This is a genomic window from Fusibacter ferrireducens, from assembly GCF_015352425.1.
GTDB classification, from domain to species: domain Bacteria; phylum Bacillota; class Clostridia; order Peptostreptococcales; family Acidaminobacteraceae; genus Fusibacter_A; species Fusibacter_A ferrireducens.
The window spans coordinates 382,124-400,454 of sequence record NZ_JADKNH010000003.1; the positions used below are offsets into that span (position 1 = coordinate 382,124).

General features: G+C 37.6%; 17 protein-coding genes and 1 other annotated feature (1 of these 18 only partly in view). Of the genes, 11 read left to right on the forward strand and 6 right to left on the reverse strand.

The features are described from left to right. Positions 1-89, forward strand: a binding site (T-box leader); it begins 127 nt to the left of the window's first position. Between the two features lie 58 nt (positions 90-147). Genes ISU02_RS06710 through ISU02_RS06720 form a run of 3 tightly spaced genes read left to right on the forward strand, consistent with a single transcriptional unit; the run spans position 148 to position 4,656 of the window. After that, positions 148-645 carry a GNAT family N-acetyltransferase gene (locus ISU02_RS06710; protein WP_194701037.1) on the forward strand — a complete coding sequence of 166 codons (498 nt, stop codon included), beginning with the start codon at positions 148-150 and terminating at the stop codon, positions 643-645. Positions 646-678: 33 nt separating this feature from the next. Continuing rightward, the gene (locus ISU02_RS06715) at positions 679-3,318 is read left to right on the forward strand and encodes a valine--tRNA ligase (protein WP_323985017.1); all 2,640 of its coding nucleotides are present in this window, start codon (positions 679-681) and stop codon (positions 3,316-3,318) included. Between the two features lie 39 nt (positions 3,319-3,357). Next, positions 3,358-4,656, forward strand: coding sequence for a bifunctional folylpolyglutamate synthase/dihydrofolate synthase (locus tag ISU02_RS06720; protein ID WP_194701039.1), 1,299 nt, complete (start codon positions 3,358-3,360; stop codon positions 4,654-4,656). A gap of 96 nt (positions 4,657-4,752) precedes the next feature. Here the strand turns inward: ISU02_RS06720 and ISU02_RS06725 are convergent, their stop codons facing one another. Further along, positions 4,753-6,588, reverse strand: a complete 1,836-nt coding sequence (locus tag ISU02_RS06725; RefSeq protein WP_194701040.1) for a C1 family peptidase — start codon at positions 6,586-6,588, stop codon at positions 4,753-4,755. Between the two features lie 219 nt (positions 6,589-6,807). After that, positions 6,808-7,344, reverse strand: a complete 537-nt coding sequence (locus tag ISU02_RS06730) for a DUF4364 family protein (protein ID WP_194701041.1) — start codon at positions 7,342-7,344, stop codon at positions 6,808-6,810. A 139-nt stretch (positions 7,345-7,483) separates the two neighbouring features. Between ISU02_RS06730 and ISU02_RS06735 the strand changes: the two genes are divergently transcribed. The 4 genes from ISU02_RS06735 to hpt all read left to right on the forward strand — a co-directional run bounded on the left by ISU02_RS06735 (position 7,484) and on the right by hpt (position 10,502). Further along, on the forward strand, positions 7,484-8,689 hold the full coding sequence (locus tag ISU02_RS06735; protein ID WP_194701042.1) for a polysaccharide deacetylase family protein: 1,206 nt from the start codon (positions 7,484-7,486) through the stop codon (positions 8,687-8,689). Between the two features lie 258 nt (positions 8,690-8,947). After that, on the forward strand, positions 8,948-9,280 hold the full coding sequence (locus ISU02_RS06740) for a DUF2798 domain-containing protein (protein WP_194701043.1): 333 nt from the start codon (positions 8,948-8,950) through the stop codon (positions 9,278-9,280). Between the two features lie 267 nt (positions 9,281-9,547). Next, positions 9,548-9,820 (forward strand): hypothetical protein, encoded by a 273-nt coding sequence (locus tag ISU02_RS23735; protein ID WP_207736211.1) that lies wholly within the window; start codon positions 9,548-9,550, stop codon positions 9,818-9,820. A 157-nt stretch (positions 9,821-9,977) separates the two neighbouring features. Next, the gene (gene hpt / locus ISU02_RS06750) at positions 9,978-10,502 is read left to right on the forward strand and encodes a hypoxanthine phosphoribosyltransferase (RefSeq protein ID WP_407646422.1); all 525 of its coding nucleotides are present in this window, start codon (positions 9,978-9,980) and stop codon (positions 10,500-10,502) included. 76 nt (positions 10,503-10,578) lie between these two features. Here hpt and dapD read toward each other — a convergent pair whose 3' ends face one another. The 4 genes from dapD to ISU02_RS06770 form a co-directional block, all read right to left on the reverse strand. Beyond that, positions 10,579-11,289, reverse strand: a complete 711-nt coding sequence (gene dapD / locus ISU02_RS06755; protein ID WP_194701046.1) for a 2,3,4,5-tetrahydropyridine-2,6-dicarboxylate N-acetyltransferase — start codon at positions 11,287-11,289, stop codon at positions 10,579-10,581. Positions 11,290-11,312: 23 nt separating this feature from the next. Next, positions 11,313-12,074, reverse strand: a complete 762-nt coding sequence (gene dapB, locus ISU02_RS06760; protein WP_323985022.1) for a 4-hydroxy-tetrahydrodipicolinate reductase — start codon at positions 12,072-12,074, stop codon at positions 11,313-11,315. A gap of 199 nt (positions 12,075-12,273) precedes the next feature. Beyond that, positions 12,274-13,152: a 4-hydroxy-tetrahydrodipicolinate synthase gene (dapA, locus tag ISU02_RS06765; protein ID WP_194701048.1), complete on the reverse strand. Its 879-nt coding sequence runs from the start codon at positions 13,150-13,152 to the stop codon at positions 12,274-12,276. 11 nt (positions 13,153-13,163) lie between these two features. Further along, positions 13,164-14,159 (reverse strand): aspartate-semialdehyde dehydrogenase, encoded by a 996-nt coding sequence (locus tag ISU02_RS06770; RefSeq protein ID WP_194701049.1) that lies wholly within the window; start codon positions 14,157-14,159, stop codon positions 13,164-13,166. A gap of 224 nt (positions 14,160-14,383) precedes the next feature. Between ISU02_RS06770 and ISU02_RS06775 the strand changes: the two genes are divergently transcribed. From ISU02_RS06775 to hslO, 4 genes are read left to right on the forward strand one after another with little or no spacing between them, the layout of a single operon-like run. Continuing rightward, positions 14,384-15,535 carry a M20 metallopeptidase family protein gene (locus tag ISU02_RS06775; protein ID WP_194701050.1) on the forward strand — a complete coding sequence of 384 codons (1,152 nt, stop codon included), beginning with the start codon at positions 14,384-14,386 and terminating at the stop codon, positions 15,533-15,535. A 17-nt stretch (positions 15,536-15,552) separates the two neighbouring features. Beyond that, on the forward strand, positions 15,553-16,644 hold the full coding sequence (locus ISU02_RS06780) for a type II CAAX endopeptidase family protein (RefSeq protein WP_194701051.1): 1,092 nt from the start codon (positions 15,553-15,555) through the stop codon (positions 16,642-16,644). After that, entirely contained in the window at positions 16,644-17,393 is a 750-nt protein-coding gene (locus ISU02_RS06785) for a class I SAM-dependent DNA methyltransferase (protein ID WP_194701052.1), read from the forward strand. The genes ISU02_RS06780 and ISU02_RS06785 overlap by 1 nt, the downstream gene beginning before the upstream one ends. Before the next feature lie 43 nt (positions 17,394-17,436). Then, on the forward strand, positions 17,437-18,315 hold the full coding sequence (gene hslO / locus ISU02_RS06790) for an Hsp33 family molecular chaperone HslO (protein WP_194701053.1): 879 nt from the start codon (positions 17,437-17,439) through the stop codon (positions 18,313-18,315). The last annotated feature ends 16 nt before the right edge of the window (positions 18,316-18,331 follow it).

Consider the following 18,331-nt stretch of genomic DNA (forward strand, 5'->3'; position numbering starts at 1 on the left):
AGAATTTCCGGTGAGAATCGTTAAATCTGTTGAGAGTTATGATGAAAGTCATAAAATTAGGGTGGTAACGCGGTCCATTCGTCCCTTTCAAGGGATGAGTGGCTTTTTTTGTGTCAAAATAGCATTTCTAGCTAAGGAGGTTTAGGGATGAGCGATTTATTGATCAGACATGTTGAAATGAAAGATGCTGACGGTATCGTGGCAATTCGAAAGCAAGAGACTGTTGCTCAAAATACCTTAGGATTGCCATATCAATCCGTCAAGCGAACAGAGCAGTTTTTATCAAGGGCACTTGAGGATGCCACCGGTTACATTCTCGTCGCAGAAAAAGGTGAAACCATAGTAGGGATTTGTTCCATAAAAGTTTTTGATAATCCAAAGATGAATCATGCGGCAACTCTCGGAATTATGGTACATGAAGCTTATCATGGGCAAGGCATTGGCAATGCACTTATGACTGAAATTTTAAAATTGTCGGATGATTGGCTTATGCTTAAACGCATTGAATTAGGGGTGCTCAGTGATAACGAAAAAGCGATGAAGCTCTATGAAAAGCACGGCTTTGAAAAAGAAGGACTTAAGAAGTATTCCATTAAGAAAAACGGTGTTTTTGCAGATGAAGTGATTATGGCAAGATATCGTTAAATTAAAATAGAGAATTGTGGAGGAGAAATGCATATGGACAGTAAATACAATCCAAAAGAATTTGAAGATCGAATTTATGATGAGTGGATAGACAATAAAAGCTTTATGGCAAAGGTAAACCCTGAAAAGGAACCCTATACGATTGTATTGCCGCCACCTAATATCACTGGGCAGCTTCATATGGGACATGCCCTTGATCAGACGCTTCAAGATGTTTTAATCAGATGGAGAAGGCTCCAAGGTTATGAGGCACTGTGGTTACCTGGCACAGATCATGCAAGTATTGCAACTGAAGTAAGGGTCTTAAAAAGTATAGAAGAAAAAGAAGGTATTACAAAAGAAGCGCTTGGGAGAGATGAATTCTTAAAACGTGCATGGGAATGGCGTGATGAGTATGGTCGCATTATCGTCAATCAAATGAAGAAGTTAGGCTCATCATGTGATTGGGATAAAGAGCGATTTACAATGGATGAAGGGTGTAATAAAGCGGTTACAGAAGTCTTTATAAGACTTTACAATAAGGGACTCATTTACAGAGGCAATCGGTTGATTAACTGGTGTCCAGATTGTATGACAACATTATCTGATGCAGAAGTTGAGCATGAAGAAAAACCAGGTCATTTTTATCATATTAATTATCGTGTTAAAGACTCTGATGAAATGCTTGAAATTGCAACGACTCGTCCAGAAACAATGATTGCAGACACAGGGGTTGCGGTAAATCCAAAAGATGAAAGATATAAGCATCTCATTGGCAAAACCTGCATTTTGCCACTTGTTGGGAGAGAATTACCTATTATTGCGGATGATTATGTTGATCTTGAAGTTGGCACAGGGGCTCTAAAAGTCACACCTGCCCATGATCCAAATGACTTTGAAATCGGTATAAGACATAATTTAGAGCAAATCAATATTTTTAATGAAGATGCAACCATGAATGAAAATTCAGGAAAATATCAGGGCATGGATCGCTATGCTTGCCGAAAAGAAATCGTTAAGGATTTAGAGGCAGAAGGCTATCTTGTAATGATAAAAGATCATGCTCACAACGTGGGTACTTGTTATAGATGCAACACAGTGATTGAACCCAGAGTATCTGATCAGTGGTTTGTTAAAATGGCACCTTTAGCAGGCCCGGCAATGGATGTGGTCAAAGAAAATATTTTGAAAATCGTTCCAGAGCGATTCACTAAAGTATATATGCATTGGCTTGAGAACATCAGGGATTGGTGTATCTCTAGACAGCTTTGGTGGGGCCATAGAATCCCAGCCTTCTATTGTGAATCCTGCGCAGAAATGTTTGTTGCCGCTGAAATGCCAGATATTTGTCCTAAATGTGGTGGGACGCACTTTAGACAAGATGAAGATGTCCTCGATACTTGGTTTAGTTCTGCATTGTGGCCATTCTCTACATTGGGTTGGCCGGATAAGACACCTGAATTGGATTACTTTTATCCTACAAATGTCCTTGTAACAGGTTATGACATCATTTTCTTCTGGGTTATCAGAATGGTTTTCTCAGCACTTGATGAGATGGGAGAAGTGCCTTTTGAGCATGTATTCCTTCATGGTCTTGTTAGAGATGCTCAGGGTAGGAAAATGAGTAAATCCCTTGGCAATGGTGTTGATCCACTGGATATTATAGATCAATATGGTGCAGATGCACTTAGATTTATGCTTGCCACAGGTAACAGCCCGGGAAATGATTTGAAATTTCAAATTGAACGCGTTGAATCCTCACGTAACTTTGCGAATAAATTGTGGAATGCTTCTAGATTTGTCATTATGGGGCTTGAAGAAAAAGACTTAGCGCTTACAGGTGACGAGCAGTTAACGCTTGCAGATAAATGGATGCTTTCCAGATTGAATACAGTGACTCAGGATATCACAACAAGTCTTGAAAAATTCGAACTTGGTCTCGCTGCAAATAAAATTTATGAGTTCACATGGAATGAATACTGCGATTGGTATATAGAACTTGCCAAGAAAAGACTTTATGGCGAGGATCAGACTGCGAAGCAAACGGTGCAAAAAGTATTGATTACAGTGCTCAAAGATATTTTGAGACTGCTACACCCTTTTATGCCATTTATAACAGAAGAGATTTGGGCTCACATGCCAGGAGCGGGGTCATTACTCGTAACGGATCAATGGCCAGTTCAAGATCAAAAGTGGTTAGATGCGAATTCTGAAAAACAAATGGAACTTGTCATGGAAGCTATTAAAAATCTTAGAAATGTAAGGGCGGAAATGGATGTGGTACCGTCGCGTAAAGCGAAATGCATGATTGTGGCATCGGATGTAGAGATAGGTCGCCAATTGATTGAAAATGCAGAGTACTTGATGACACTTGCATCATGTTCAGAAGTAGTATTAATCCATTCCAAATCAGAAGTGCCTGAAGATGCGGTTTCAACAGTGGTTTATGGTGCAGAATTGTTTTTACCCCTTGCGGATCTCATTGATTTTGAAAAGGAGATGGAGCGTCTTAAAAAGGAAAAGAGCAAGCTTGAATCCGAGGTAGAGAGAGTTGCTAAAAAGCTTTCCAATGAAGGCTTTGTAAAGAAAGCGCCGCCTGCGCTCATAGAGGAAGAAAAAGGCAAGCAGCTTAAATTTATAGAAATGTTAAACGCTGTAAATGAGCGTATTGAAGCGATTGCGAAGAAACTTTAACTTCATGGAAGAAACTATTTTGGAAACAGAGGCATAAAAATGGAAATGACAATTGATGAAGCATTGTCCTATATTCATGGGACGCATAAATTTGGCATCAAATTAGGGCTTGATAATATTCGCTATTTACTTGAAAAATTAGATCATCCTCAAAAGCAGCTTAAATTTGTACATGTTGCAGGTACAAATGGCAAAGGGTCAACCTGCTCTTTTATAGCCAATGTTTTATCTCAAGCAGGTTATAAGACAGGTCTATACACATCGCCTTATATAGAAACCTTCAATGAGCGCATGAGAATTGATGGGGGCTATATTTCGGACAGCGAACTTTCAGAGCTTGTTAGTGAAGTAAAAGTAACCATTGAATCCATTGTTGCAGAGGGCCGCAACCATCCTTCAGAATTTGAAGTGGTTACGGCAATTGCAATGCTATACTTTAAAAGACATCACTGTGATATTGTCATTCTCGAAGTGGGCTTAGGCGGGAACTTAGATGCGACAAATGTGATTGATACGCCTTTGGTATCTGTTATAACGCCTTTGGCTCTAGATCATACGGAATATTTGGGCACGACATTGGCGCAAATTGCAGAAGTAAAAGGCGGCATCATTAAAAAAGATGGCATTACGGTTTGTCATCCACAGCCATTAGAGGCCATAAATGTGATTCAGGGCATATGTAAAGAAAGAAATAATGATCTCATAATTGTGCCTGTTGAACAAGCTCAAATGATTGAAGATGTAGTCGGTGGACTTACTTTTAAATACGAAGGGATTCAATATGTGCTCAAGATGATCGCGCCCTATCAAATGCAAAATGCTGTTGTCGCCATTGAAGTTTTGAAGGTGTTAAAAAATATTTATAACTTTAAGTGGGATGAAGAGATGCTCGTGAATGGCATTGGGGAAACCAGATGGTTGGGACGATTGGAAGTGCTTAGAGCAGAGCCCATGACGATCATTGATGGTGCTCATAATTTGCATGGCATAAAAGGCCTTAGTGTGGCTATTCAAACATTATTTGAAGGGAAACCGATAACAGCTGTAGTAGGTATTTTAGGTGATAAAGATGTAGATGGCATGTTGGCTGAGATTTGTCCTCATATTCATAGGGTTATTGTGACGAGTCCAAATAATCCAAGAGCATTGCCTGCTGAACGCCTTGCAGAAAAAATGAGAGCATATGAACACTTGGAAATTCTCTATGTGGATGATCAAATTGAAAATGCTGTGCGTTACGCAGAAGCCCACAAAGAATCACTTGGTATTATGATTTATTTTGGTTCTCTCTATATGATTGGAGAAGTCAGGACGAAGATCCTCAAAGGAAATCATTAAATTGAATAGATGTAAAAAAAGGCAACCTGCAAAGTAAAATAGTGCAGGTTGCTTTTTTATAAATGACACATACAAATAAAAAATTAAGATCATGTACTACTTAAATTCAGTAATCACGCGAATACACACATTGGATTCAGGGTGATCAATTCCAATATCCTCAAAACCATCATGATCTGGATTAGGTGATATATAGCTCTCATTGAGGTTGCCTGTAACTGTATAGTCTATTCCAGGGTAGGGACCTTCAAGAGGTAACAGGAAGATCGAATCATCATTTTCGTACGTAACGGCTATTGAAAAGGGGTGATCTGGCGTTAATTTTATAGGGTGCTCTAATTTTATGGTATGATAACCAGGAAGTTTGGCAACGCCGGATGCAATTTCAGTAAGGTCTAAAAAGCCAGATTCAGGCACAGAGCTGTCCGCATAGGAAATTTTAAATTTAGAGTCTTTAAAACTCGTGTAAAATCCAATAGTAGTGATATATTCTGAATCACTTTCTTTAGCAGGACTAGAATTAAATACATTTAAACCTGTGGCTTGGTAGTGGTCAGAGTAACCTTCTAATCTATTGGTACCAGTTTCGTCATAGTAGTATTGTTTTTGATTTTCTTTGCGGTTAGAAATAGCGGCTATGGCTGTTGCTTTTTCGCTAATGTGGACATCTTCATAGGAAACATAGAAGAAACCATTTTCACCCCAGTCATCACCCCAACTGTTTTGAACGATGAAAGCACCATTACTTTTGGGTGGTACAAGGAAGTTTAATTTAGAATAGTGATCATCCCAGCCAACGATGACAATTGCGTGTGTGGGATCAGAATAGTAATTGTTATTGTAAAATCCATAAGTGGTATTGCTGTAGTATTTTTTTGAATCATCATAGCCAATAGCAGTGAAGACGGCACCATACTCATAAACGGCGCGTTTAATTGTGCTTACACTATTTTCAATGGTGACATAGTCTGTCATGATGTAATCTGGTTTCAAATCAGTATTTGTTTTGCCATCGCCAAAGGTATCTTCTGGATCGACAACAGGGCCTGTCCAGTTGTTATAATAGGGGTAAGCAACTTCCATGTTGCCACCAGAGTCATAATTCACTTTAAAAGGCGTGTTTAGAATCAGATGATCTTCTGATAAATCAAGATAGACCTGTTTTTGTTTAGCCAATGAAAGTTCGAAGAGTGTATTAGCAGCAAATGCCCAACAGGTACTTGAATTACCTTGATTTCTTTGGAAAAAGGATTTGCCGTCATCTCTTAAAATACGATAGGTAGAATAGGATTCAGGCAAAGGAACCGAATCATCCAAGGCGTTGAGTATAACATTGGAGTTTGGAAGTATTGGTGCTGCCTCCTGTGTGGTATCTGCAACTGTTTCTTTTGGATCTGGGCTAGCAGAATTGGCAACTTTTATTTCAAGTCCCTTATGCATATCAAAGGTATATTGCCATCCAAAATCTTCAACGGCAAAACGCCAAGTCATTGGGAAATAGGTGATCTCCTTGTAGGTTAAAAGTGGGTAGATCTCATTTTCATTTTGAATCATTACATTATTAACCTCGATGGGATATGAGGGCAGTGTTGCATACAAATCTCTTTTTAAAGGCGCAAAGTCAAGGTAGCTCACCGTAAATGGATTTGAATTAGCAGCGGCATAAGCAATGGAAAAACCCTCATGAACATCAAAATGAGTATTGAGACCAAGTCCATTTGAAAATTGATAAGTCATTGGGAAATAAGTGATATCATTGTATACAATCATAGGGTATTCAAGACGGTTATTTTCTATTTCAAGACCATTAATGGTAATAGGGAACTGTGGTAAGTTTATTTTGACCGTTTCAATTTGAGCATAGGCTGGCAGTTGTACACATAGAAGTAAGCTCAAAAAAATTAAGCTCATGATTTGCTTTTTAAATGTCATATAGACCTCCAATTGGATGTGCTGTATTGAATGTAAAATGGTATATTTTATTTTATCTTATGTTCTATTTTACCATAAGTTTCATGCGAACGTTAAACAACATTTGAGTCATCTTTCGATGCCTCAAAACGATTTTCGCTGACGCTGTTTGAGGTTGAACATTCCTCAGCACAGCTTTCGGCTCAAATCTTGTTGTTTTAATCAAAAAAATGATACAGATTATTCTGTATCATCCACTAAGCGATTCATTATATCCCCATATAAATATTGAGCCTTCTTTTCCCAATTTTCACATATCTGTTTGGCAATTTTATTTGAAACGACATTTACTTTGATGTCCATTAAAGTATAGATGCCTTCTTTAACAACAAGATTGACCACATAGTCATTATCATCCTCTTTAAAGTAATCCGCCGTGACATTTGTTTTAATCACAAATGATTTTTTTTTAGAATCTACGCTGTCATTAATTTTTCTTCGAAGGGACTGTGATACTCTATCTGAAAAGAGCTCAAGCGTATTTCTGCCACTTTCAGTGATAATATAGTAGTTTTCTCCTTCGCTCGTACTGTATTCCAACATTGATGATTCTACTAAATCTGTTAGAAATTGCTGCAAATCAAAATAGTTCATGATATCATGTTCTAAGATGAAATCCGTCAGTTGTTGATTGGTGAGCGGAACAGAAAATTGGTTTATAGTATATAAAATAATAATCTTAAATTTTAACTGTTGATCTGATGTTTGGTTAAGCAAAGCCTGCCTCCTAAAATGATGTTACAAAAATTAGTATAGCACAAAATAAGCGTATATCAAAACAAAAAACGTTTATATAACGAATGTTTCATTATATAATATAGATGAGACGATAAATTAAGGACATCTAGGAGGTAATATGAAATCAATTGGCAAATTTTTAGTAATGATTATTTTAGCAGCATCTATATTGGCTGGCTGTGCTGCTTCAACTGGCTTAAAGGTGAATTCAGATGAACCGATTCAGGCGCATTCTGAATCCGATGTCACTTCACCTACGGAGACGCCAACCGCGCCTGAGGGAACGGAAAATCATATAGAGGATACTGAGGCGGAGCAGACAACTCAAACAGCTCAAACATCTCAAACGGATAAAACAGATTGGGCTGATGCCACTGAAGCAGAAACCGTAAAAACAACTGCCAATGAACTGGATTATCAAATGATTAAACCAGATGAGAGCAAGGAAATCATGTTGATAATGTACCATAATTTAGGTGAAAAAAATACGGACTATGGTAGGACGGTTGAAAGTTTTAAACAGGATTTGGAGAGATTATATGACATGGGATTTAGAACCCTATCCATGAAAGATTATATTGAAAATAATATAACCACTGAAGCGGGCTATACGCCAGTTGTGTTGACTTTCGATGATGGTCATATCAGTAATTTTAAATATATTGAAGATGATGGCAAATTGGTTATTGATCCAGATTGTGTTGTGGGCATAATGGATGAATTTTCTAAAACACATCCCGGATTTGGTAGAAATGCGATATTTTATCTTAATTATGGCAATGCATTTGGTCAAGCAGAATATTTAGATCAGAAGATAACTTATTTGCTTGAAAACGGTTACGAAATAGGCAATCATACTTTCTCGCATGAAGATTTGTCTACGCTTAATGCTGAAGGCATTCAAACTGCACTAGGAAAAAATGCCGCTTTATATCATGAACTAAATCCAGAAATCCTCATGAATACTTTGGCATTGCCCTATGGGAAGCGTCCAGATGACGACAATCTCAGAGCCTATATTGATTCCGGTCAATATGAGCATTATAATTATGAAAATAAGGCAATCCTCGCGGTAGGGTGGAAGCCTGACTATCCAACATATCATGTCAAACACAATTACAGGTATGTCTATAGAGTTCAAAGCGGTGATGGAGAAATGCAATTGACATGGTGGCTGGACAACTACTTAAAGTCACCTTCCAAACGATTTATCAGTGATGGTGATCCAGGAAGAATTTCAGTTCCAGCAAAATATAGCGATCAAATAGATGCCAATAAAGTAGGGGAAAGAGAACTTTACTTTTATGAACTCGAATCCAATTAGCGATAAGGAGGTTCCTTTTGAAATTTGATATTATTGCGATTATTTTTTTCTTTGTGATTTTAATTTCGATCCAGTATACGCTCAATCAGATTCTTTTAAACTTAAAAGATATTAATAGAAAATTAAATCGTGTCCACAAAAATAAAATAGAATAGTTGAAAAATTCATTATAAATTAAAAGGCAAGCTCAATTTTTTGGAGAATATCTACAAAAAATTTGATCTTGCTTTTTTCTTAGGTATAATCTTAGATAGAGTAATGAGATCGCGATCAATTGTAGTGATCCATAAAAACGACTATGATCAAGTTGTGGCAGAGAATAACTCTGTAAAGCAAAATCAGATTATGAAGGGAATGGACATGAAAGTGAGCAAAGTAGCACAATTTGTCATCTATAATCTTTTAGCATCTTTTGGTATTTCGCTTTCAATTTCGTTTTTTATGACTTTAATGACAAATGGTTTATCAAATGATTTTTTACTACTTTGGTTCAAATCATTTGTGATGGGATATATGATAGCAGTGCCATCCTCTATGGCGGTGATTCCCGTTGTGAATCGAATTATGAATCGAATTATGCGTGAAACTTAAGATGTCTAACCTACTCACAAGGTATAGCATATAAAGATACCAGCCATGACGCTTCCACGTTATTTTGGCTGGTATTTTATTAAAACAACAAGATTTGAGCCGAAAGCTGTGCTGAGGGATGTTCACCCTCAAACAGCGTCAGCGAAAATCGTTTTGGGCATCGGAGATGACACAAATGTTGTTGTATGCAAGATTTGAGCCGAAAGCTGTGCCGAGGAATGTTCACCCTCAAACAGCGTCAGCGAAAATCGTTTTGGGGCATCAGAGATGACACAAATGTTGTTGTATGCAAGATTTGAGCCGAAAGCTGTGCCGAGGAATGTTCACCCTCAAACAGCGTCAGCGAAAATCGTTTTGTGGGCATCAGAGATGACACAAATGTTGTTGTATGCAAGATTTGAGCCGAAAGCTGTGCTGAGGGATGTTCACCCTCAAACAGCGTCAGCGAAAATCGTTTTGAGGCATCGGGAGATGGCTCAAATGTTGTATAAATCCGCTCATGCGGTAAAAGATACTGAGAGGGTCCAATATAAGCATTAAGTGGATTCTTCTCAGTGAACCTTATGCAAAGATATTTAACGGAATCAGAATTTAAATAAATATAATGAAATATAGTGGACATACAAACTTGAAAAAAATAGCTTGCTGGTATAAAATAGTGTTTATAATTGAAAAGTCTGGGAGGTACTAAATGAGTATTGAAAATAAGAGACGTGAAATATTATTATCGAAGGAAGCTATTGAAAATCGCGTTTCTGAACTTGGAGCTGAACTCACGAAAGCATATGAAAACAAGCAGTTATTGGTGATTTCGCTTTTAAAGGGGAGCTTTATATTTACAGCGGATCTTGTTAGAAAGATTGATTTACCTGTGAGAATTGAATTTATGACCACATCGAGTTATGATCATGGTGAAGAGACAACGGGGAAACTTAAAGTGGTTCAAGATATAAATGTAGATTTAGAAGCGTATGATGTGCTTGTTGTGGATGATATTACGGATTCTGCATTGACGATGACAGGTGTCATTGACATTTTAAGTCAACGCAATCCAAAAAGTATTAAATCTTGTGTGTTATTAGATAAACCTTCTAGAAGAAAAACAACTTATCAACCGGACTATGTAGGTTTCGAAATTCCTGATAAATTTATTGTAGGTTATGGTCTTAACTATGGTGATTATTTCAGAAATATAGATCACGTCTTTGCATTTGTAGACTGATAAACAAAGAGCTATGCTGAAAACTTTTAAGTGATCGGCATAGCTCTTTTATCGTTTACCTATATGATGTCATGCTTTACTTGCGAAGATCATCCAATAACTTGGTCTTTTCTTCCGTATTGGCATCTTTTTCTTTAACGACTCTAGCAGGTGACCCAGCAACCACCATCCCAGGAGCGACATCTTTTGTCACAATTGATCCAGCAGCAACAACTGCGCCTTTTCCAATTCTAACCCCTTCAAGAACCACTGCATTGGCGCCTATGAGGACATCATCTTCCAAGATAACGGGTGTTGCACTAGGGGGTTCTAAAACGCCTGCAATAACGGCACCTGCACCAACGTGACAGTTAGCGCCAATCGTTGCACGTGCGCCAAGGACTGCATTCATGTCAATCATAGTGCCATTTCCAATTTCGCTGCCAATGTTAATGACAGCGCCCATCATGATAACCGCTTGATCCCCAATTTTAACACGATCTCTAATAATCGCACCTGGTTCAATCCTCGCATTTACAGCTTTAATATCAAGCATTGGAATTGCAGAGTTTCTGCGATCGTTTTCAAGTTCATAGAATTCAATGTTTGTTTGGTTTGCCTCAATTAAAGCCAGTACATTTTTAGATTCACCAAATACCACTTGTAAACTGGAATCTCCAAAAATTTTCACTGGAAAATCAATATTGTCGAGTACGCCTTTAATATAAGCTTTAACAGGCGTTGTTTTTTGAGCATCTTTTATGAATTTGGCAATTTCATAAGGATTCGTCATATCGTATTGTGTCATTGTATATCCTTTCTTATATCTTATTATATGTTGCTGAAAATATGGTTCATATCATATAAACCAGGTTTTTGCGATTCCAAAAATAGGGCTGCATTAACAGCACCTTTAGCGAACACTTTTTTACTTTGAGCACTATGAGAAATCGTGATGACTTCATCTATGCCAGCGAATAAAACATCGTGCTCACCTACAATCGTGCCACCTCTAACCGCGTGAATTGTCATTTCGTTTGTGGACCGCTTGGTTTCATTGCCATGTCTCCCATATAGAAGTGTCTTAGGTGATTTTATCACATCATTAATACCCTCTGCAATCATTTTAGCAGTACCGCTTGGGGCATCCACCTTTCTATTATGATGTTTTTCAATGATCTCAATATCAAAATCATCTTCTAAAAGCGTTGCCGCTTTTTTTGCAAGTGCAATTAATAAATTGATGCCCAATGACATATTGCCAGATCTAAAAACAGGAATAACCTTAGAGGCTTCAATGATGTGTTTTTCAGTTTCATCTGTTAATCCAGTTGTACAAATGACGATAGGTGTTCTATGCTCCATAGCATATTGAATTAAGCTTGGTACCACAGAATAATGTGAAAAATCAATGATACAGTCCACAGCGACATCACAAGCTTCAATTGTCTCAAAAATAGGGAAAGGGGCAGTGCTTTCAGAAAGTCTATCCACTCCTGCAACCACTTTTAAGGTACTGTGATTTTCTAATACTTCAATTACATTGCGTCCCATGGCGCCATTTGCGCCAGCTAAAAGAATTCGAATCTGAATGACCTCCTTTGTAAATAACGGTTAATCATAGTATAACCGATTTTGATTAATCATTGTTAATACTTTCTAAAATAATGGGTCTTTAGCACATGAATAGATAGTAACTTACTTTTGACAAACACTCTAATCGTAAATGAAAACAGAACATAAAAAAGAGACAGAGAAACTTCCCCCTGTCTCGAATAAGCTTTTGATCATTTTAAAGTAAATGATACGCATTTAAAATTGAAATGAGTTGCTCTTTATGTCCTTCATCCATTTCCGTTAAAGGTAATCTCAGAAGTCCTGCATTCATACCCATTAAGTTTAGAGCAGTTTTTACTGGAATCGGATTTGTTTCAATGAAAAGGGTTCTCACAAGCGGATTAATCCTAAATTGAATTTCACGGGCCAATTTCAAGTCACCAGACATGTAAGCCTTGACTAAGTCATGTGTTTCTTTGGGCAAGATATTTGCAACAGTTGAGATAACGCCTTTCCCTCCAAGAGAAAGAATAGGGACAATATGATCATCATTACCTGCATAGAGAGCAAAATCTTCTGGTAAAAGGCTTGCCAGTTCAGCAATTTGAGAAATATCAGCACTTGCTTCCTTTATGCCCACAATATTTTTATGTGCAGAAAGCGCCTTAATCGTGCTGGGGGTTAAATTGACAGTTGTTCTAGAGGGTACATTATAGATAATAATAGGGGTGCTTACCGCATTGGCAATCGCTTCAAAGTGAGCAATCATACCTTTTGCGGTGCCTTTGTTGTAATAAGGTGATACAACAAGTAGCCCTTGAACGCCTGCTTTTTCAGCCATAACACTGAGCTGAATTGCTTTTTTAGTATCATTTGAGCCCGTACCTGCAATGACAGGTACTCGGCCAGCCACTGTTTTTACTGTGAATTCATAAAGTGATTTTTTTTCTTCATCCGATAGAGTTGCGGCTTCTCCAGTAGTGCCACTAACAATGATTGCATCGGTATTATTAAGGATATGCCATTCGATTAGCCCTTTTAAGGCTTCGAAATCAATCCCATGGTCATTTAATGGTGTAACAATAGCAACACCTGACCCAATAAATAATTCCATAAATCATACCTCTACATCATTTTTATGAGCGTTTCAGCAATTTGAATGGTATTTGTTGCTGCTCCTTTTCTTATATTATCAGCTACGACCCAAAGATTCAAGCCATTATTGACACTTTCATCTCTTCGAATCCTACCAACATAAACGGGATCTGTATCAGCAGCCACCTTTGCAAGGGGATAAACGTTGTTTGCAACATCATCTTGAAGGATGAGCCCTTCAGCGTTTTTCATCAGCTCAAAGATGTCCGCAATTTCAAACGGCTTACAAAGCTCCACATTAATAGACTCGCTATGGCTATAAAAAACGGGCACTCTAACCGCAGTTGCTGTAATTTTAAGCGTATCGTCACTTAAGATTTTTTTGGTTTCATTGACCATTTTCATTTCTTCTTTGGTATAGCCATTTTCTAAGAATACATCAATATGTGGCAGACAATTTTGTGCAATTGGATGTGCGTAACATCCCATGATATCATTGCCCTTCAATCCTTCTTCTAAATCCTTCATGCCTTTGACACCAGAGCCTGAAACCGCTTGATACGTGGAATAGACAATGCGTTTAATGCCATATTGATCATATAAAGGTTTTAAAGCGACCACTGCTTGAATGGTTGAGCAGTTTGGATTGGCAATAATGTTTTTGTGATTTTTAAGTGCCTCTGGATTCACTTCTGGTACGACAAGAGGTACTTCTGGGTCCATACGCCATGCACTTGAATTGTCAATGACGATGACACCTTTACTGGCAGCGATTGGTGCAAATTTTAAACTGATATCACCGCCAGCAGAAAATAAAGCGATATCAATATCTTGATCGAAAGAGGATTCTGTCAGTTCCTGGACGACATAATCTTTTCCCTTTACAGTTACTGTTGTTCCAGCTGATCTCTTTGAAGAGAAGCAATATAGATTTTCATATGGAAAATCTCTTTCCTCAAGTACTTTTAGAAAAGTTCGTCCCACCATGCCTGTGGCACCAACAACAGCTAAATTAATCTTCTTCATGGATACACCCCCTATTGAATACTGGTCGTATATATTATAAAATATAATGACGACGAAAATTAAAGTCTATTATCATAAATGATGTGAAAACATTGAAAAAACTAGACTTTACAAAATAATTATATATATACTAACATTACGTCTATCTCGCGTCAACAGCAAAACTAGAATTTTTAGGAATGATTTGACATGATTTTGTACGAAATGATTTGATGAGGTGAAAAATGCAATTAGACCAACTGGCGTCAGACGTCATAGAATTTAGAAGAGAACTACATAAAATTCCCGAGAATGGATTTGAGGAGCATAAGACAAGTCAATATCTTCAAACCGTTTTAAAATCATTGAATATTGATTTTGAAATCGTTTTTGGAACTGGGATCCTTGCTTACATCAAAGGGCGTGATCCCAAAAGAACGCTTGCTTTCAGAACCGATATGGATGGACTCCCTGTAACGGAAGAGAGTTCGTGTAGCGTTCACTCAGAGCATAAGGGCTATATGCACGCCTGCGGTCATGATGGTCATATGGCGATGATGCTTGGATTTGCAAAGTGGCTTTCTGAAAATTCAAATGATGTTTTAGACAATATTTTATTGATTTTTCAACCGGCAGAAGAAGGTCCAGGAGGAGCTTCCCCCATTGTAAAAGGTGGGTATCTTAAAAAATATCACGTGGATGAAATCTATGGCATTCACTTATACCCAGTTGTACCAGAGGGGAAATTTGGCCTTAAGAGCGGCGCTATGATGGCTATGACAGGTGAATTGGATATTGATATCATCACCAAAAGCGCCCACGGGGCACAACCGCATCAAGGAATAGATGCCATTGTAATCGCGGCACAGCTCATCAGTGCACTGCAATCTATTGTCTCTCGAAACGTATCGCCTATCAAATCCAGTGTGCTTACAATTGGCCGATTAGAATCTGGTGAGAGAAGAAATATCATTTCGGGTTCTGCGCGCCTTGAAGGCACTTTGAGAGCTTTTGATAAAGCCGTTTATGAACTCTTAAAAAAGAGGATCGTGGAAATACTAGAAGGCTATAAAATCGCATATGATTTAGATTATAAGATAGAGATAAGAGACTTGTATCCACCTGTAATCAATGACAATAGACTATTTGAACAATTCGTTAGAATACAGGGTGCCGATCAGTGCGTGGTACTAGAAGAACAAATGATCAGCGAAGACTTTGCTTTCTACCAAGAAGCAGTTCCGGGCCTCTTTTATTTTGTAGGAACTTATAATGCAGAGAAAGGTTATACATTTCCGCTTCACAATTCAAAGTTCAACTTTGATGAAACCGTATTGTTAAATGGGATAAAATCATATGTCAATGTTTTATTAGACTATAATAAGAGTCGAAAATAGGTAAGAATGGAGTATTCATGGAAAGCCAGAACTCAAGATCACAGCATTATAATATCTTAGAAGCAAATGTACTCTTTTTAGTCTTAGCAGGTGTATTTTTAACATTTGGTGCATATGTACAAAGTAGGAACGTGTTGTCTGGATTGTTGATTACAGAATATGGTATCATTTTGATTCCCATTTTAATGTACACCCTAATTACTAAAAAGGATTTTAAAGCCATTTTTAGAATGAAGCTTATACCGATTAAACAAGTTATTAAGATCATGGGCATTGCCGTTTTGCTTTTGCCGACAATAGCAGTGGTCAATTTAATTACTATTTTAATAATAGAAATTTTCAGTGATGCCATTGTTGTGGATATCCCCACAGCTCAGACTGGTGTACAGTACCTTGGATTGATGTTTATTATTTCCATTACAGCAGGCATATGCGAGGAAGGTTTCTTTAGAGGGATGGTACTAGATGCTTATGAAACAGAACTTGGACGGAAATGGGGCGCCATATTCAGCGGCATTTTATTTGCGATATTTCATTTTAATCCTCAAAATTTTTTAGGGCCGCTTGTACTTGGGATTATGTTTTCCTATTTGGTTCAGATGACGGGATCAATATTTGCTGGTGTTATTGCACATGCAACAAATAATGGTATAGCAGTGTCCATGGGTTTTTTGGTCAACCTCATGAGTGATGATATGGATGCAATTTCTCAGAGCAATCAAATGTTTGAATCCACAGGAACGTTATTGATTGTTATTGTATTTTATGGTATTCTTGCTATTGGTTTTGCACTTCTCATTCGTGGTCTGTTAAAGAGCTTGAAGTCTGATTATGCGGCATTTGAAGTCGGTGATCAAATCTGGGTCAATGAGAAAGCCTATGAAATTGTGGAGAGGGCAGATGAACAGTTGATTATCAGAGCGACAGAATCGGAAAAACTGTTGACGACGAATACAGAAAGACTTAAAAATGCAGGTATTTCTACTGAATATAAGCTTTGGGACAATAGACCGCTGCAATTAAATATGATGAAAATGGTACCTGTGGTGGGTGCTGTCATTGCTTATGGTTATATTATCTATCTAGCTTATATTAAAGGAGTTGGATAATGACAAGCTATGGTGCATTTGCAAGTGTTTACGACCTAATGCAATACGATGTTGACTACGCATTTTGGTCTGATAAACTGATTGAAAAAATAGAGCGATTTAAAAAAAATTCAAGAAGTGGACTTGAACTTGCGTGTGGCACAGGGACACTTGCAATAGAGCTTAGCAAGCGCGGTTTTCTTATGGAAGGGCTTGATATCTCTGATGAAATGCTCTCTATTGCACAACATAAATCAAGTCAAAGCAGGCAAAAGGTTCGCTTCTTTTGCCAAGATATGATTACCTTTCAGACAAAAAAGGCATACGATTTTATATTTTCAATGTGTGATGGCATCAACTATATTTTAGATAATGATGATTTAAACAGTACTTTTTGTACTGTGAATAATCATTTAAAAGCATCTGGTCTTTTTATTTTTGACATCAGTTCACACTACAAACTTTCAAAAGTGATTGGTGATCGGACTTTTGCAGAAACATTTGAAGAGACTGCTTATATATGGGAAAATCAATATGATCAAGAATCCGACTTGCTTGAGTTTGAATTGACACTTTTCAATAAAGTTGGAGCAGCTTATGAGCGGCATGAAGAGTTTCATACACAAAGAGCATATCATGTGAATGAGATTGAATTGCTTTGTGAGCCATATTTTGAAATACTTGAAATTGTGGATGGCGATACATTTGAAAATGTAAAGAATACTTCTCAGAGAATTTGTTTTATATGCCGTAAGAAAGAGACTAAGTAAGATCAAAAGATTATAAATTTGAAAATAGAATATGGAGGAAAATATGGATAAATTGATAACAGGGATGTCCAGTAATCGCGAAGTGAGAATTTACGTTGCAGAGACAACAGATATGGTAGATCAAGCCAGAGCTATTCACGACTTATCGCCTATATCCACTTCTGCACTTGGTAGAACAATAACAGCTGCTGCAATGATGGGCATGATGAGCAAAATAGAGCAGGAAAAATTAACCCTTCAAGTTAAAGGGAGTAGTGATATTAAACTCATTATTGCCATTGCAGATATCCATGGCAACGTAAAGGGGTATATTTCAAATCCACATGCAGAAAACAGATTTACAGAAGATGGCAAGCTGGCTGTGGCAGAGTCTATTGGCAAAGAAGGTGGATTGATTGTCATTAAGGATCTTGGCATGAAAGACCCTTATATCGGCCAATGTGAAATGGTCTCCGGTGAAATTGCAGAAGACATTGCACATTATTTTGCCAAATCAGAACAGCAACCCACTGCAGTGGGATTGGGTGTGGCATTGAGCTCAGAAGGTCATGTGAAAAATGCAGGGGGATTTATCGTTCAACTGTTGCCTGAAACAACAGAGACCACAATAGAACAACTAGAAGCAAACTTGAGCGGTCTAAAATCTGTAACTCAATTATTTGAAGAAGGTTTAACGATTCATCAAGTTGCAGGTCAAATCTTTGCGGGATTAGGATTAGATGATCTTGAAGAGTATCCATTGAATCTAAAGTGTGATTGTACAAGAGAAAAAATGGAAAAAGCGCTTATCAGTTTGGGAAGTGTTGAACTCAAAACATTACTTGATGAAGATGGACAAGCAGAATTAAAGTGTCATTTTTGTAACCAACAATATTATTTTGACAAAGAAGCACTTGAAACACTATATAAAAATGCAATATAAGGAAATTTGTCTGGAA

What these genes read in the sequence shown, in the direction of transcription:
- ISU02_RS06710 (WP_194701037.1), top strand. Translation starts at nt 148, where the DNA reads ATGAGCGATTTATTGATCAGACATGTTGAAATGAAAGATGCTGACGGT.
- ISU02_RS06715 (WP_323985017.1), top strand. Translation starts at nt 679, where the DNA reads ATGGACAGTAAATACAATCCAAAAGAATTTGAAGATCGAATTTATGAT.
- ISU02_RS06720 (WP_194701039.1), top strand. Translation starts at nt 3,358, where the DNA reads ATGGAAATGACAATTGATGAAGCATTGTCCTATATTCATGGGACGCAT.
- ISU02_RS06725 (WP_194701040.1), bottom strand. Translation starts at nt 6,588, where the DNA reads ATGACATTTAAAAAGCAAATCATGAGCTTAATTTTTTTGAGCTTACTT.
- ISU02_RS06735 (WP_194701042.1), top strand. Translation starts at nt 7,484, where the DNA reads ATGAAATCAATTGGCAAATTTTTAGTAATGATTATTTTAGCAGCATCT.
- ISU02_RS06740 (WP_194701043.1), top strand. Translation starts at nt 8,948, where the DNA reads ATGAGATCGCGATCAATTGTAGTGATCCATAAAAACGACTATGATCAA.
- ISU02_RS23735 (WP_207736211.1), top strand. Translation starts at nt 9,548, where the DNA reads ATGACACAAATGTTGTTGTATGCAAGATTTGAGCCGAAAGCTGTGCCG.
- dapD (WP_194701046.1), bottom strand. Translation starts at nt 11,289, where the DNA reads ATGACACAATACGATATGACGAATCCTTATGAAATTGCCAAATTCATA.
- dapA (WP_194701048.1), bottom strand. Translation starts at nt 13,152, where the DNA reads ATGGAATTATTTATTGGGTCAGGTGTTGCTATTGTTACACCATTAAAT.
- ISU02_RS06770 (WP_194701049.1), bottom strand. Translation starts at nt 14,159, where the DNA reads ATGAAGAAGATTAATTTAGCTGTTGTTGGTGCCACAGGCATGGTGGGA.
- ISU02_RS06775 (WP_194701050.1), top strand. Translation starts at nt 14,384, where the DNA reads ATGCAATTAGACCAACTGGCGTCAGACGTCATAGAATTTAGAAGAGAA.
- ISU02_RS06780 (WP_194701051.1), top strand. Translation starts at nt 15,553, where the DNA reads ATGGAAAGCCAGAACTCAAGATCACAGCATTATAATATCTTAGAAGCA.
- ISU02_RS06785 (WP_194701052.1), top strand. Translation starts at nt 16,644, where the DNA reads ATGACAAGCTATGGTGCATTTGCAAGTGTTTACGACCTAATGCAATAC.
- hslO (WP_194701053.1), top strand. Translation starts at nt 17,437, where the DNA reads ATGGATAAATTGATAACAGGGATGTCCAGTAATCGCGAAGTGAGAATT.